Raw genomic sequence first — 12,752 nt, 5'->3', positions numbered from 1 at the left:
GTCCCGGGGCCCGGGGATTACCAGTCGCGGCCCGTGCGGCCGCGCTTCGTTTCGGCTCGTTGCTTCTTCTCCCGCAGGCGGCGCTCATTGATGCCCCGCGGAATCTTCGTCGCCCGCCGCGGCCTCGGCGGCGGCGCCGTCGCCTCCGCCAGCAGCGCCGCCAGCCGCACCGCCGCCGTCTCTCGGTTGCGCCACTGCGAGCGGTGCTCCGACGCCCGTACGGCGATCACCCCGCCCACCAGCCGCCCCGCCAGCCGCTCAAGCGCACGGTCCTTCCAGACCTGCGGCAACGCCTCCGTCTTCGCGAGGTCGAAGCGCAGCTCGACCTGCGAGTCACTGGTGTTGACGTGCTGCCCGCCCGGCCCCGACGACCGCGAGAAACGCCACATGAGCTCGGCCTCCGGAAGGGAGACCGAACCGCGGATGATGTAAGGACCGGACATGCGTCCATGGTCGCGTGCCCACCGCGCTCCCGTCACCCACTTTTCCGCTCCCTCGCATGGAACCTGACAGTCCCCTGCCTGCGTTATGACGGGTGACGGTAGTTTCGGGAGCACTCGAAGCCCGCAGACTCGACCACGAAGGGGACTTCCCAATGGCAGTAAGCCTGTCCAAGGGCGGCAACGTCTCGCTCACCAAGGAGGCACCGGGCCTGACCGCCGTCACGGTCGGCCTCGGCTGGGACGTCCGTACGACCACCGGCACCGACTTCGACCTCGACGCCTCCGCGATCGGCGTGAACCCCGGCGGCAAGGTCGCATCCGACGCGCACTTCGTCTTCTTCAACAACAAGGCGACCCCGGACCAGACCATCGTCCACACCGGTGACAACCGCACCGGCGAGGGCGGCGGCGACGACGAGCAGATCAACGTCAACCTGGCGGGTCTGCCGGCCGACGTCGACAAGATCGTCTTCCCGGTCTCGATCTACGACGCCGTCACCCGCAGCCAGAACTTCGGCCAGGTGCGCAACGCCTACATCCGCATCGTCAACCAGGCCGGCGGCGCCGAGATCGCGCGCTACGACCTGAGCGAGGACGCCGCCACCGAGACCGCGATGGTCTTCGGCGAGCTCTACCGCAACGGCGCGGAGTGGAAGTTCCGCGCGGTCGGCCAGGGTTACGCCTCGGGTCTTGAGGGCATCGCCCGCGACTTCGGCGTCAACATCTGACGTACGCCTTCCGCACCGCGAGGAGCCCCCGGCCGCCCGGCCGGGGGCTCCTCGCAGTCATGGGTTGGCCGGCTTGTCCGTGCCATACAGCCAGGTCTTCCACAGATCGGTGAGGTCCTCGCCGGACTTCTCCTCCGCGTACGAAGTGAAGTCGGCGGTCGAGGCGTTGCCGTAGCGGTGCTCGGCCGCCCAGCCCTGCATGATCTTGCCGAACGTCTCGTCGCCCACCTTCTGGCGGAGCTTGTGCAGGACCATGGCGCCCCGGTAGTAGACCGGGTCCTCGGAGACCTGCGCCGCGGACGGCGGATCGGCGGGTGCGAACTCCCAGTTCTTCTCGGTGTCAAAGGCGGCGTCGAAGCTCTCCTGGGCCGGAGTGCCCTCGAAGTCCTCCAGCCAGATCCACTCCGCGTAGGTCGCGAAGCCCTCGTTGAGCCACATGTCCTTCCACGTCGCGGGTGTCACCGAGTTGCCGTACCACTGGTGGGCGATCTCATGGACGAGCGTCTCGGTGTCGACGTACTTCTGCGGGAAGAGCGGCCTGGTCTGGGTCTCCAGGGCGTACTCGACTTCGCCGTCGGGGACGACGATCGCGCCGATGGAGGAGAAGGGGTACGTGCCGAAGTTGTCCGTCGCCCACTCCATGATCTCGGGGATCTGCGCGAGCACTTCCGCACTGTCGTCGGCGACAGTCTTGTCCACGGCGGTGAGGACGGACAGGCCGGAGGCAGTTGTCGAGTGCTTCACGTCGTACTTCCCGATCGCCAGCGTGGCGAGATAACTCGCCATCGGCTTCTTCGACTTCCACGCGAAGGTGGTGCGGTCGCCGGTCGTCCGCTCGCTCTGCAGCTCCCCGTTGGAGATCGCCTGCAGCGTCTTCGGAACGGTGACCGTGATGTCGTACGTGGCCTTGTCGCTCGGGTGGTTGTTGCCCGGGAACCAGGCCATCGACCCGGCGGGCTCGCCGACCGCGAGCGCGCCGTCCGCGGTCGTCAGCCAGCCTTCCTCGGACGTGTCCTTGTCCTTGTCGACGATCACCGTCGGGGTGCCGGCGTAGCGGACGACCGTACGGAAGGTCCTGCCCTTGTCCAGATCGCGGTGCGGCCGCACGGTCAGCTCGTCGCCCGCCCGGTTCGCCGCCGCCTTCTTGCCGTCGACGGTGGCGCTTTCGACCGTCAGCCCATGGAGGTCGAGGTTGAAGGCGCTCAAGTCCTGGGTGGCGCGGGCGGTGATCTCGGCGGTGCCCTCGAGGCGGCTCGTCGCCGGGTCGTAGTCGAGGGTCAGGGTGTAGTGCTGGACGTCGTAACCGCCGTTGCCGAGCTTGTGGAACAGCGGATCGCGTACGCCCGCGGCGCCCGGCTTGCCGTGGACGTCCACGCCGGCGCCGGTGCAGCCGCCGAGGAGGAGCAGAGCGACAGCGGGCGTCAGTATGCGTACGAGAGTTCGCCGATCCACGCAGTCGATCCTATGCGGGGCCGGCCGACTGCCCACGGTGGTTGGCTCGCGCGCCGCCCCTGCCTCTCGGCGCACCCCGCGGCCGCCCGCGGCCTGCCGGGCTCCGGCCCCGCCCGCAGCCCACCCGCGACCTGGGGCCACGGCCCCGCCCGCAGCCCACCCGCGACCTGGGGCCCGGCCCCGCCCGCGTGGCGCGAGTGCCCGCGGCCCGTGACACCATCGGGCCCGTGCTCGACATCGGCTACTCCCTCTCCCGTCGGTTCCCCGACCCCCCGCAGACCGACTACCGCCGCGCGGACGTCCAGGCCCTGCGGCACGACCTCTTCTGCGGTGACGTCTATCTCGCCGACACCAAGGAGGACCGCGAGGTATCCACAGCCTGGGGATGGGTGCCGGTGCTCGACTTCGCCTGGGCGCTGTGCGACATCGTCGAGCAGCTGGACCGCGACCCCCTCGGCAGCCGCGCCGCCAAACCCCAGTACGCCGAGCTGGACTTCACCGAGTCCGCCGACCGGATGCTCTTCGCACGCCGCTTCGGCTGGGTCGACGTCGAGGCCGACTGGATGCACGGCGACGAGCCGCCGCTCAGCTTCAACCACGCCGAACTGCGCCGCGAGGCCCGGGACTTCCTGCACGATCTGATCGCGGACCTGTCGGACATGCACGAAGGCCTCGCCGAGAACCCCGTCGTCTGGGATCTTCAGGCCCGCTTCCCCCGCCTCTAGACCTCCTCACGGTCTGGGATGTCACACAACGGGGCCCCGTCCCTTGACCTCAAGCGAACTTGAGGTTGGAGGGTGTCCCCGTAGCCCACAACCACCGGGGAGCCCACCATGCACGCCGTCCGCCTCCACGCCTTCGGCCCCGCCGAGAACCTCACGTACGAGCGGACCGAAGACCCCGTACCCGGCCCCGGCCAGGTGCGGATCGCCGTCGCCGCGGCCGGCGTGCATCTCCTCGACGCCGCCCTGCGCCAGGGCATGACCGGCCCCTACCCGGCCCCCGCCGAGCTGCCCACCATCCCCGGCCGCGAGGTCGCCGGCACCGTGGACCGGCTCGGCGACGGCACGGACCCGAGCCGGCTCGGCAAGAAGGTGGTCGTCCACCTCGGCATGGCCCCCGGAGGCTATGCCGAGCTCGCGGTGGCCGACGCCGCGAGACTTCACGAAATCCCGGCCTCTCTCGACGAGGGCGAGGCCGTCGCGATGATCGGGACGGGCCGTACGACGATGGGCATTCTGCAATTCACCGACCTGGGGCCCGACGACATCGTGATCGTCCCTGCCGCGGCCGGTGGCATCGGCACCCTCCTCGTGCAGTACGCGAAGAACGCCGGCGCGAGGGTCGTCGGCCTCGCGGGCGGCCCCGAGAAGGTTCGGCGGGTCGTCGAAAACGGCGCCGACCTGGCCGTCGACTACAAGCAGCCCGACTGGCCGGACCAGGTCCGCGGCAACCTCGGCGGCAGACGAGCCACCGTCGTCTTCGACTCGGTCGGCGGAAGCACCGCACGATCCGCCGTCGACCTGCTCGGCAAGGGCGGTCACCACCTCGTCTTCGGCTGGTCGTCCCAGGGCCTGCGGGACGGCGGCCCGCTGACCTTCACGGAGGAGGAGCTGGCGGAACGCGGCATCACCTCCGAGGGTGTACTCGGCCCGCCGATGATCCAGAAAGCGGGCGGAGACATCCGAGCACTCGAAGAGCGCGCGCTGGCCGAGGCCGCAGCCGGCCGGCTGCGCCCCGCAGTACACCGCTTCCCCCTCGCCGAGGCCGCGGCCGCACACCGCGCCCTGGAGACCCGGGGCACGGTGGGCAAGGTCGTCCTGGTCCCCTAGGGGGTGTCAGCGGGAACCGAGCTCCGTCAGCGCCTCGTCGGTCAGCCGGTACACCGTCCACTCGTCCTGCGGCTTCGCCCCCAGCGACTTGTAGAAGTTGATCGACGGGGTGTTCCAGTCCAGCACGGACCACTCCAGGCGCTCGTAACCGCGCTCCACGCAGATCCGCGCCAGCTCCGTCAGCAGCGCCTTGCCATATCCGCCGCCCCGCAGCCCGGGCCGTACATACAGATCCTCCAGATAGATGCCGTGCACCCCACGCCACGTCGAGAAGTTCAGAAACCACAGCGCGAAGCCCGCCACCTCCCCGTCACCCGTCTCCGCGATGTGCGCGAAGGCGGCGGGCCGCTCACCGAAGAGCGCCTCGTGCAGCTGCTCCTCGCTCGCGCGGGCCTCGTCCAGGGACTTCTCGTACTCGGCGAGCTCGCGGATCATGCGGTGGATCTCGGGGACATCGGCGGGAGTGGCGTGACGAATCATGGGGCCAGGGTGCCCGCTGAGCCGCCTACCGTGCCAGCAGTGCCCGGCCGATGGACACCTGCACCGCGTCGATCGACACGGACCCCACGACCGTGCGGAGACCGGTCCTGCGTACGACCATGAAAGGGCCTACGAGTACCCTCCCGCCACAACAGGCGCACAGTGGCGGCCGGATCAAGCAGCAGGGGCATCATGAGCACGAGCACCGTCAACGGCGGCATATCGTTCTGGTACGCGCAGCAGGGCACCCCCGTCCCCCGGGAGCCCCTCCCCGGCGACGCCACCGCGGACATCTGCATCGTCGGCGGCGGATACACCGGCCTCTGGACGGCGTACTACCTCAAAAAGGCCGTCCCCTTCCTGAACATCACGCTCCTCGAGGAAAGGTTCTGCGGCTACGGCGCCTCCGGCCGCAACGGCGGCTGGCTCTACAACGGCATCGCCGGCCGCGACCGGTACGCCAAGCTCCACGGCCACGACGCAGCTGTCCGCCTCCAGCAGGCCATGAACGACACCGTCGACGAAGTCGTCCGCATCGCCGCCGAAGAGAACATCGACGCCGACATTCACCAGGGCGGCGTACTCGAAGTCGCGTACACCCCCGCCCAGTTGACCCGCCTCAAGGCCTTCCACGCCGTCGAGATCGCCTTCGGCGAGAAGGACCGGGTGCTGCTCGGCGCCCGCGAAACCGCCGAGCGGATCCGCGTCAGCGGCGCCGTCGCCTCCACCTGGACCCCGCACGGCGCGCGCCTCCACCCGGCGAAGCTGGTCACAGGGCTCGCGGCAGCCGTCGAGGCACTCGGCGTGACGATCCACGAATCGACCCCCGTCACAGAGATCAAGCCCAAACACGCCATCACGCCGTACGGCACCGTCCGCGCCCCGTACATCCTGCGCTGCACCGAGGGCTTCACCGCGAACCTCAAGGGCCACAAACGCGCCTGGCTCCCGATGAACTCGTCCATGATCGTGACGGAGCCCCTCCCCCCGTCCATCTGGGACACCATCGGCTGGGAAGGCCGCGAAGCCCTCGGCGACATGGCGCACGCCTACATGTACGCCCAGCGCACCGCTGACGACCGCATCGCACTCGGCGGCCGCGGCGTCCCCTACCGCTTCGGCTCCCGCACCGACAACGACGGCCGCACCCAGCCCGCCACCATCGAGGCCCTGCGCGAGATCCTGGTCCGCTTCTTCCCGACCACCGCGGGCGTCCGTATCGACCACGCCTGGTCGGGGGTCCTCGGCGTCCCCCGCGACTGGTGCGCCACCGTCACCCTGGACCGCTCCACCGGCCTCGGCTGGGCCGGCGGCTACGTCGGCTCCGGCGTGGCCACCACCAACCTGGCGGCCCGCACCCTGCGCGACCTGATCCAACAGGACTCGGGCCAGGCGGGCGGCACCGAACTGACCGCGCTCCCCTGGGTGAACCACAAGGTCCGCCCATGGGAGCCGGAGCCGCTGCGCTGGCTGGGCGTGCAGGGCATGTACGCGGCCTACCGCGCGGCGGACCGCCGCGAGTCGGCTGCCCGCTCGGCCCAGACGGACCGCATCGCACAGATCGCGGACCGGATCGCGGGCCGCCACTGAGCCCCGCGCCGGCGGCCCGGAGGACCTCAGCCGCTGAACGGCACCGGGTGGCCGGGCGCGAGCCCCGCGGCGATCCGGTCCGTGATCGTCTCGGCGGTGTTGCCGTCCGGGGTGCTTTCGCCCTTGGTCGTCGCGACCGCGATGGCCAGCCGCTCGTCGGGCAGATAGGCCTGGACGGCGGCATAGCCGAAGAACGACGGGTTCTGCACGATCCAGTCGTGGTGGACGAGCACGCCGAGTCCGTAGTGCCTGGCCTCGGTGTTCACGAGGCAGACGGTCGGGGGACAGGTGGCCGTGGGCCCGCCCAGGCCGACCGTGCCGGGGTCCAGCTGTTCCTGGTAGGCACTCGGCGAGAGCAGGTCGCCGGAGCCGATGGCCTGCGCCGAGCGTGCCAGATCGCAGATGTGGGTGGTCAGGACCGCGCCGGGGGCGGTGGTCCACGAGGGATTCCAGGAGGTGGACTCCTCGTACGTCCCACGCTCTGCCGTGAAGGCGTGCAGGACGGGCGACGGAATCTTGTGCGTGAAGCTGTTACGGGTGTCGCGGAGCCCGAGCGGGCCCATTATGCGCCGCTTCAGCAGGATGTCGAGCCGAGTCCCGGTGATCTTCTCCAGCGCGGCGCCGAGGAGAACGAAATTGCCGTGGGAGTAACTCCAGTTGGTGCCCGGCTCGTACCAGCGGGGCAGCGCCGTCGAGATGCCCACCAACTCCTCGGCCGTCCACTGACGGAAGGGGTCGGCATAGACCGCGGCGACGAAGTCGGGATCCTTGACGTAGTCGGCGAGCCCCGTGGTGGAGCTGCCGAGCATGCGCAGCGTGATCCGGTCGGCGTCCGGGAGATCGGGCAGCCACCGCGAGACGGGGTCGTCGAGGCCGACCTTCCCCTCGTCGACGAGCTGCAACAGGGTGGTCCCCATATAGGCGATCGCCACCGACCCGGCCCGGAAGTGCATGCCGGGCTCGGCCGGTACGCCGGTCATCGACTCGCCGAGCGCAGAGGTGATGACCTCCTTGCCGTCCACGGTGACGCGCACGAGCACGGACTTGAGGTCCAGCTCACTCTTGGCACGCTGAGCGATCCGCAACACCTCACGGGCCGGGCCGCTCCTGGGCGGCGGGGAGCTGACACACGGGCGGCTCTCCGGGTGCCCTTCGGTGGCGGAGGCCGTGAACTGCGTGCTCGCGGCCATGAGCGTCGCGACGCAGAGCAGCGTCATCATGCGTGTGCGTCTCATGACCGCACTATGGGCGAGCGAGACCAGCGAACCGGCACATAACACCCCGGCCCGCAAGGGGATCACCCTTCAGGGCCCTGGACCGCGGCACCAACGACGCCGCCGTCCAGATCCTCGACCCCCGCTACATCCGGTGCAGAGCAGTTCGCGCGGCCTCAACGAAGCTCAAGACGGACTGCCAAAAAGGGGCGTAGCACTCGTTGAACGTCTCGGCCGCATCCGGATCACCCTCGATCGCGGCCAACAGCGCCCTGTACGGAGGGGTGGTCGACCGTCGAAGGCCGTCCGCGGCGTCGGCAACCTCACTCGGCCCTTCCAAAGTGACAATCCACACCAAGTGGCGCAGTTTGCTGTACTCATTCCGCAGCCGGAGGCGGAGGTCTCCCAGAACCGACAACTGCTCCTCATGGCGGCCGGTCTGGTACACGTCAGACACCTGCCAGTAGAGCTCGCCCATGCGCTGAGCCTGCTCGACAAGCTTGGCGTAAGCGCTGCGGCGCGTCTCGCGCAGCCGCTCGGTTCGCTGAGTGTTCGCGGTGGCATCAGCTTGTATCCGGGCAGCCCGAGCAGTGCCTCGACTCGTCACCCAACTGGCAAGAACGGCAGTGCCGGCGGTCAACGAAGCAATCCAGAATGCGTTGTCAGACATGGTCCTCAGTGTCTTGGATCATGGTGCTGCGCCCCCCACCGGGATCACATCACGGCGTCGTACCGACCCCAGTCCCGGTGCACCCTCACCCGCGCCTCGAACGGCAGCGCCGCCCTGCCCGAGCCCCTGTAAAGCCACATCACGCCCTTGGCGTCGCGCGCGAGCAGATCGGGATGACCATCACCGGACACATCGCCGTACGCCACCAGCGCGTTGTAGATGTTCCAGCCGGAGCCGACCTTCACACGTGGCTTGAGCGGCGCGGCCACCGTGCCCGTGCCCTCGTACAGCCACAGCCCGCCGGCAGCGTCCCGCGCCAGCAGATCCGCCCTGGCGTCGCCCGTCACATCCATGCCGCCCGTCAGCGAGCTGTAGATGTTCCAGCCGCTGCCGATCTTCGTACGCCCCACGAACGGCGCGGGGTTGCGGCCCGTGCCCGTGTACAGCCACAGGGTCCCGTCGCCGCCCCGCGCGATCAGGTCGGGCTCACCCTCACCGCTCAGATCGCCCGCGCCGCGCACGGCGGTGTAATGTCCCCAGCCGCCACCGACATCCGTGGGGTACCGGAAGCCCCCCGTGTCGCCCGGCATCGTCGGGTAGAACCAGAGATGACCGTCCTTGCGCCGGGCGACCACATCCCCGCCCCTGCCCCGCACCGTGATCGGCGCGGGCTTCGTCACCAGGTCGTACCGACCCCAGCCGTCGGCCTGGACCGGTCGGCTCCACTCGACGTCCAGCGGACCGTACTCACCGTTGTAGAAGCCGTGCGCCCGGATCCCACCCTCCGCCGTCCGCCCGTAGACCCAAAAGTCCATCGCGGGCTCCCGGTTACCGACCACGGCGAACCGGCTCCTCGCAACCGGCCTGTCCCCCGCGTCATCGAACCGGCGTCGACGTCGACCTTCCACGCCTGGGCGCCGGCGCTCGCGCGCATCGTGTACGAGATCTTGTGGTCACCCGGAGAGAGCTCGCACGACAGCGTCTCCGTGACCAGCGAGGACGGATAGCTGCACCTCGCATCCGAACCGGAGGCCTGGAACCCGAGCGTCCACTCGTCGTCGTTGTCCCACCAGCGCTGCTCCTGCGCCGCCGCGAATCGCACGCTCAGCCGGCCCTTCGCGACGGCGTGCACGGTCACCGTGTGCGTGACCTCGCCGCCCCGCCGGAACATCCGGGGTGTCCAGCGAGATCGTGCTCCCGCCCGCGGCTGCGGACGCCCCGCCCCCCGAAAAACCCACCAGCCCGGCGGCCAGCACGGCCACCACGCCCCCGATGATTCCGAGGCGCTTCCCGCCCCGCCCTAAGAAACCGCGCACGTGCGTCCCCATCCCCTGGACGGCATCTGCTGCCGCAGCAGTGCCGGGTCTCCCCCCATGGCACATCTGGAACGTACAACAGCCCCAGGGGCCCCGAAAGGCCCCGTAAACACCGGTGTCCCGGAGCTGAGAAGATCCGGGACACGGTCGCGATGGAGCCCCCTGTCGGATTCGAACCGACGACCTACGCATTACAAGTGCGTTGCTCTGGCCAGCTGAGCTAAGGAGGCAGCCGTAGCAGTGTAACCAACCCCCAACCCCGACCCGGGCGAAAATTTCATCACCGTCCACCTGCTGACAGAACAGACAACGCCAGGTAGCGTCGCGGCAGGTCCGCCCAGGGTGGACCAGACCACTCCCTTACTCGGATCGTCCGGCACGTTCCTGCCGGTGGAGGAGAAGATCAACCATGGCCACTGTCACGTTCGACAAGGCAACCCGGATCTACCCGGGCTCCGAGAAGCCCGCCGTCGACCAGCTCGAGATCGAGACCGAGGACGGCGAATTCCTCGTACTCGTCGGACCCTCCGGCTGCGGCAAGTCGACCTCCCTGCGCATGCTCGCCGGTCTCGAGGACGTCAACGGCGGTTCCATCCGCATCGGCGACCGCGACGTCACGCACCTGCCGCCCAAGGACCGGGACATCGCCATGGTGTTCCAGAACTACGCGCTCTACCCGCACATGTCCGTCGCCGACAACATGGGCTTCGCCCTCAAGATCGCCGGCGTCAACAAGAGCGAGATCCGCAGGAAGGTCGAGGAGGCCGCGAAGATCCTCGACCTCACCGAGTACCTCGACCGCAAGCCCAAGGCGCTCTCCGGCGGTCAGCGCCAGCGCGTCGCCATGGGCCGCGCCATCGTGCGTGAGCCGCAGGTCTTCCTCATGGACGAGCCGCTGTCGAACCTCGACGCCAAGCTGCGTGTCTCGACCCGTACGCAGATCGCGAGCCTGCAGCGCCGTCTCGGCATCACCACGGTGTACGTCACGCACGACCAGGTCGAGGCCATGACCATGGGCGACCGGGTGGCCGTCCTCAAGGACGGTCTGCTGCAGCAGGTCGACTCGCCGCGCAACATGTACGACCGCCCGGCCAACCTCTTCGTCGCCGGCTTCATCGGCTCCCCGGCGATGAACCTCGTCGAGGTCAAGATCACCGACGGCGGTGTGAAGTTCGGCAACAGCGTCGTGCCGGTCTCCCGCGAGGCCCTGTCCGCCGCCGCCGACCGGGGCGACACCACGGTCACGGTCGGCGTCCGCCCGGAGCACTTCGACGTGGTCGAGCTCAACGGCTCGGCGGCCAAGTCGCTCTCCAAGGACAGCGAGGACGCCCCGGCCGGCCTCGCCGTCTCGGTGAACGTCGTCGAGGAACTCGGCGCCGACGGCTATGTGTACGGCTCCGCTCAGGTCGGCGGCGAGCACAAGGACCTCGTCGTCCGCGTCGGCGGCCGCTCCGTCCCGGACAAGGGTGCCGAGCTGCATGTCGTGCCGCGTCCGGGCGAGATCCACGTCTTCTCGACCTCGACGGGCGAGCGCCTCAGCGACTGACCGGGGTCCGCAGGCCCGCACATCGCCGGCCGCGCAGGCCCGGACAGCCGCACAGGCCAGCACAGTCCCAATGCGTCGGAGCGGCCCCGCAGTTCACTGCGGGGCCGTTCCCGTATGTCGACAAATACCCCGGCACATCGGTCATTTCAGGCCCATTCGAGCCCGTACGTCAACGCCTGATTCGAAAAGCGGTATCGAACCATCCCCCGCACGAGTGACTAAATGTCGCCAAATCATCACTGACCGCTACGCTCGCTCGCGTGACCCACACAGCCCGCCGAATCGGCCGCTCTCTCGCCCTCGTTCTGCCCGTCGTCCTGGTGCTCTCCGGAACCCTCGCAGTCACCAGCGTCCCGTGGGCAGGGCACACCACCGAGTCGCAGATGCTCACCGCCTCCTCGGAGAACGTCTCCGTGCGCGCCAAGTCGCGCGCCCCGCAGGACGTGCTGCGCGACAAGCTCCTCACCGAACTCCAGGAGAAGGACCCGGGCACCGCCCTCACCCACCTCCAGCGCGCGGTCGAGGAACGCCCGTCGCTCGCCAAGCACTGCGTGTCGATCGCCCGCGCACTCGGCCGCGCCGCCGTCGACCGGTACGGCCCCACCCGCGCCCAGAGCTTCTCCCGCCCTGTCTGCGACACCTCCTTCGCAACGGGCGTCTCCCAGCAGACCCAGGGGAGCTGAGCGGCGGGCCCCGGCCTGCGCCGCATATCGTTCACGGCATGCATACGCCTACGTATCCGACGCAGGCCGTGGTCCTGGCGGGCGGCCAGGGCTCCCGGCTGCGCCCGTACACCGACGACCGCCCCAAGCCGATGGTCGAGATCCCGGGAACCGGGACCCCGATCATCGGCCATCAGCTTGCCTGGCTGGCCGCCGAGGGCGTGACGGACGCCGTCGTCTCCTGCGGCCATCTCGCCGAGGTACTCCAGCAGTGGCTGGAGAGCGCCGACCTGCCGCTGCGGGTCACTACCGTCGTCGAGACGGAACCTCTGGGCCGCGGCGGCGGCCTCAAGTACGCCGCCGCCCACCTCCCGCATCCGGACCAGCCCTGGTACGCCACCAACGGCGACATCTGGACCCGCTTCTCGCTGCGCGAGATGGCCGCCTTCCACGGCGAGCGGGACGCCACCGCCACGCTCGCCCTCGCCCGTCCGCGGATCCCCTGGGGAGCGGTTGAGACGGACACCTTCGGGCACATCACGGACTTCGTCGAGTCCCCGCCGTCGCCGTATCTCATCAACGCGGGTGTGTACGTGTTCTCCGCCGCCTTCACGGGGCTGCTGCCCGACCGGGGCGACCACGAGCGGACCACCTTCCCCCGTCTCGCACGAGAGCGCCGGCTGGCCGGTTTCCCGTTGCCGCAGGGCGCGTACTGGCGGGCGATCGACACCGCCAAGGACCTCACCGAGGCCGCCAAGGAGCTTGCCGCGCAGGCCCGTTGACGGGCCGACGTAAACGGGTCACGAACGGCTCACGACG

13 protein-coding genes and 1 tRNA gene are annotated in these 12,752 nt (G+C 69.6%); 7 read left to right on the top strand and 7 right to left on the bottom strand.

What is annotated here, in order from left to right; genetic code table 11:
- Positions 1-17: 17 nt before the first annotated feature.
- Entirely contained in the window at positions 18-443 is a 426-nt protein-coding gene (gene arfB / locus ACQEVG_RS01505; protein ID WP_360868170.1) for an alternative ribosome rescue aminoacyl-tRNA hydrolase ArfB, read from the bottom strand.
- A gap of 152 nt (positions 444-595) precedes the next feature.
- Here arfB and ACQEVG_RS01500 point away from each other — a divergent pair, with 152 nt between their 5' ends.
- Positions 596-1,171 carry a TerD family protein gene (locus tag ACQEVG_RS01500; RefSeq protein WP_432975760.1) on the top strand — a complete coding sequence of 192 codons (576 nt, stop codon included), beginning with the start codon at positions 596-598 and terminating at the stop codon, positions 1,169-1,171.
- A 57-nt stretch (positions 1,172-1,228) separates the two neighbouring features.
- On the opposite strand, the gene ACQEVG_RS01495 is transcribed toward ACQEVG_RS01500, so the two are convergent.
- A complete protein-coding gene (locus ACQEVG_RS01495) occupies positions 1,229-2,623 on the bottom strand; it encodes a M1 family metallopeptidase (RefSeq protein ID WP_432975757.1) in 1,395 nt (464 codons plus the stop codon).
- Positions 2,624-2,850: 227 nt separating this feature from the next.
- Between ACQEVG_RS01495 and ACQEVG_RS01490 the strand changes: the two genes are divergently transcribed.
- Entirely contained in the window at positions 2,851-3,348 is a 498-nt protein-coding gene (locus ACQEVG_RS01490) for a hypothetical protein (RefSeq protein ID WP_432984932.1), read from the top strand.
- Between the two features lie 108 nt (positions 3,349-3,456).
- Positions 3,457-4,455: a zinc-binding dehydrogenase gene (locus ACQEVG_RS01485; protein WP_432975754.1), complete on the top strand. Its 999-nt coding sequence runs from the start codon at positions 3,457-3,459 to the stop codon at positions 4,453-4,455.
- Positions 4,456-4,461: 6 nt separating this feature from the next.
- On the opposite strand, the gene ACQEVG_RS01480 is transcribed toward ACQEVG_RS01485, so the two are convergent.
- Positions 4,462-4,935 carry an N-acetyltransferase family protein gene (locus ACQEVG_RS01480; protein WP_432975751.1) on the bottom strand — a complete coding sequence of 158 codons (474 nt, stop codon included), beginning with the start codon at positions 4,933-4,935 and terminating at the stop codon, positions 4,462-4,464.
- A 192-nt stretch (positions 4,936-5,127) separates the two neighbouring features.
- Here ACQEVG_RS01480 and ACQEVG_RS01475 point away from each other — a divergent pair, with 192 nt between their 5' ends.
- Entirely contained in the window at positions 5,128-6,525 is a 1,398-nt protein-coding gene (locus ACQEVG_RS01475) for an NAD(P)/FAD-dependent oxidoreductase (RefSeq protein WP_432975748.1), read from the top strand.
- Between the two features lie 26 nt (positions 6,526-6,551).
- On the opposite strand, the gene ACQEVG_RS01470 is transcribed toward ACQEVG_RS01475, so the two are convergent.
- The 4 genes from ACQEVG_RS01470 to ACQEVG_RS01455 all read right to left on the bottom strand — a co-directional run bounded on the left by ACQEVG_RS01470 (position 6,552) and on the right by ACQEVG_RS01455 (position 9,955).
- Positions 6,552-7,760, bottom strand: a complete 1,209-nt coding sequence (locus ACQEVG_RS01470; protein ID WP_432975745.1) for a serine hydrolase domain-containing protein — start codon at positions 7,758-7,760, stop codon at positions 6,552-6,554.
- Positions 7,761-7,884: 124 nt separating this feature from the next.
- Positions 7,885-8,409: a hypothetical protein gene (locus ACQEVG_RS01465; RefSeq protein ID WP_432975742.1), complete on the bottom strand. Its 525-nt coding sequence runs from the start codon at positions 8,407-8,409 to the stop codon at positions 7,885-7,887.
- 44 nt (positions 8,410-8,453) lie between these two features.
- Positions 8,454-9,224: an FG-GAP repeat domain-containing protein gene (locus tag ACQEVG_RS01460; RefSeq protein WP_432975739.1), complete on the bottom strand. Its 771-nt coding sequence runs from the start codon at positions 9,222-9,224 to the stop codon at positions 8,454-8,456.
- 654 nt (positions 9,225-9,878) lie between these two features.
- Positions 9,879-9,955 (bottom strand) — tRNA-Thr (locus tag ACQEVG_RS01455).
- 179 nt (positions 9,956-10,134) lie between these two features.
- Between ACQEVG_RS01455 and ACQEVG_RS01450 the strand changes: the two genes are divergently transcribed.
- The 3 genes from ACQEVG_RS01450 to ACQEVG_RS01440 all read left to right on the top strand — a co-directional run bounded on the left by ACQEVG_RS01450 (position 10,135) and on the right by ACQEVG_RS01440 (position 12,715).
- A complete protein-coding gene (locus ACQEVG_RS01450; protein ID WP_432975736.1) occupies positions 10,135-11,271 on the top strand; it encodes an ABC transporter ATP-binding protein in 1,137 nt (378 codons plus the stop codon).
- A 260-nt stretch (positions 11,272-11,531) separates the two neighbouring features.
- Complete coding sequence (locus ACQEVG_RS01445; RefSeq protein ID WP_432975733.1) at positions 11,532-11,954, top strand: hypothetical protein; 423 nt, start codon at positions 11,532-11,534, stop codon at positions 11,952-11,954.
- Between the two features lie 38 nt (positions 11,955-11,992).
- Complete coding sequence (locus tag ACQEVG_RS01440; protein ID WP_432975730.1) at positions 11,993-12,715, top strand: nucleotidyltransferase family protein; 723 nt, start codon at positions 11,993-11,995, stop codon at positions 12,713-12,715.
- Positions 12,716-12,752: the final 37 nt, after the last annotated feature.

Origin of the sequence: Streptomyces sp. CA-135486 (genome assembly GCF_050936555.1) — a bacterium.
Classification (GTDB): Bacteria; Actinomycetota; Actinomycetes; order Streptomycetales; family Streptomycetaceae; genus Streptomyces.
The sequence above is the reverse complement of the archived record's forward strand: the minus strand, read 5'-3'. Positions and strand labels throughout refer to the sequence as shown.

Bases quoted from the DNA above. Each gene is read 5' to 3' on its own strand.
- arfB (WP_360868170.1), bottom strand. From the start codon at position 443: ATGTCCGGTCCTTACATCATCCGCGGTTCGGTCTCCCTTCCGGAGGCC.
- ACQEVG_RS01450 (WP_432975736.1), top strand. From the start codon at position 10,135: ATGGCCACTGTCACGTTCGACAAGGCAACCCGGATCTACCCGGGCTCC.
- ACQEVG_RS01470 (WP_432975745.1), bottom strand. From the start codon at position 7,760: ATGAGACGCACACGCATGATGACGCTGCTCTGCGTCGCGACGCTCATG.
- ACQEVG_RS01480 (WP_432975751.1), bottom strand. From the start codon at position 4,935: ATGATTCGTCACGCCACTCCCGCCGATGTCCCCGAGATCCACCGCATG.
- ACQEVG_RS01440 (WP_432975730.1), top strand. From the start codon at position 11,993: ATGCATACGCCTACGTATCCGACGCAGGCCGTGGTCCTGGCGGGCGGC.
- ACQEVG_RS01485 (WP_432975754.1), top strand. From the start codon at position 3,457: ATGCACGCCGTCCGCCTCCACGCCTTCGGCCCCGCCGAGAACCTCACG.
- ACQEVG_RS01500 (WP_432975760.1), top strand. From the start codon at position 596: ATGGCAGTAAGCCTGTCCAAGGGCGGCAACGTCTCGCTCACCAAGGAG.
- ACQEVG_RS01460 (WP_432975739.1), bottom strand. From the start codon at position 9,224: ATGGACTTTTGGGTCTACGGGCGGACGGCGGAGGGTGGGATCCGGGCG.
- ACQEVG_RS01465 (WP_432975742.1), bottom strand. From the start codon at position 8,409: ATGTCTGACAACGCATTCTGGATTGCTTCGTTGACCGCCGGCACTGCC.
- ACQEVG_RS01475 (WP_432975748.1), top strand. From the start codon at position 5,128: ATGAGCACGAGCACCGTCAACGGCGGCATATCGTTCTGGTACGCGCAG.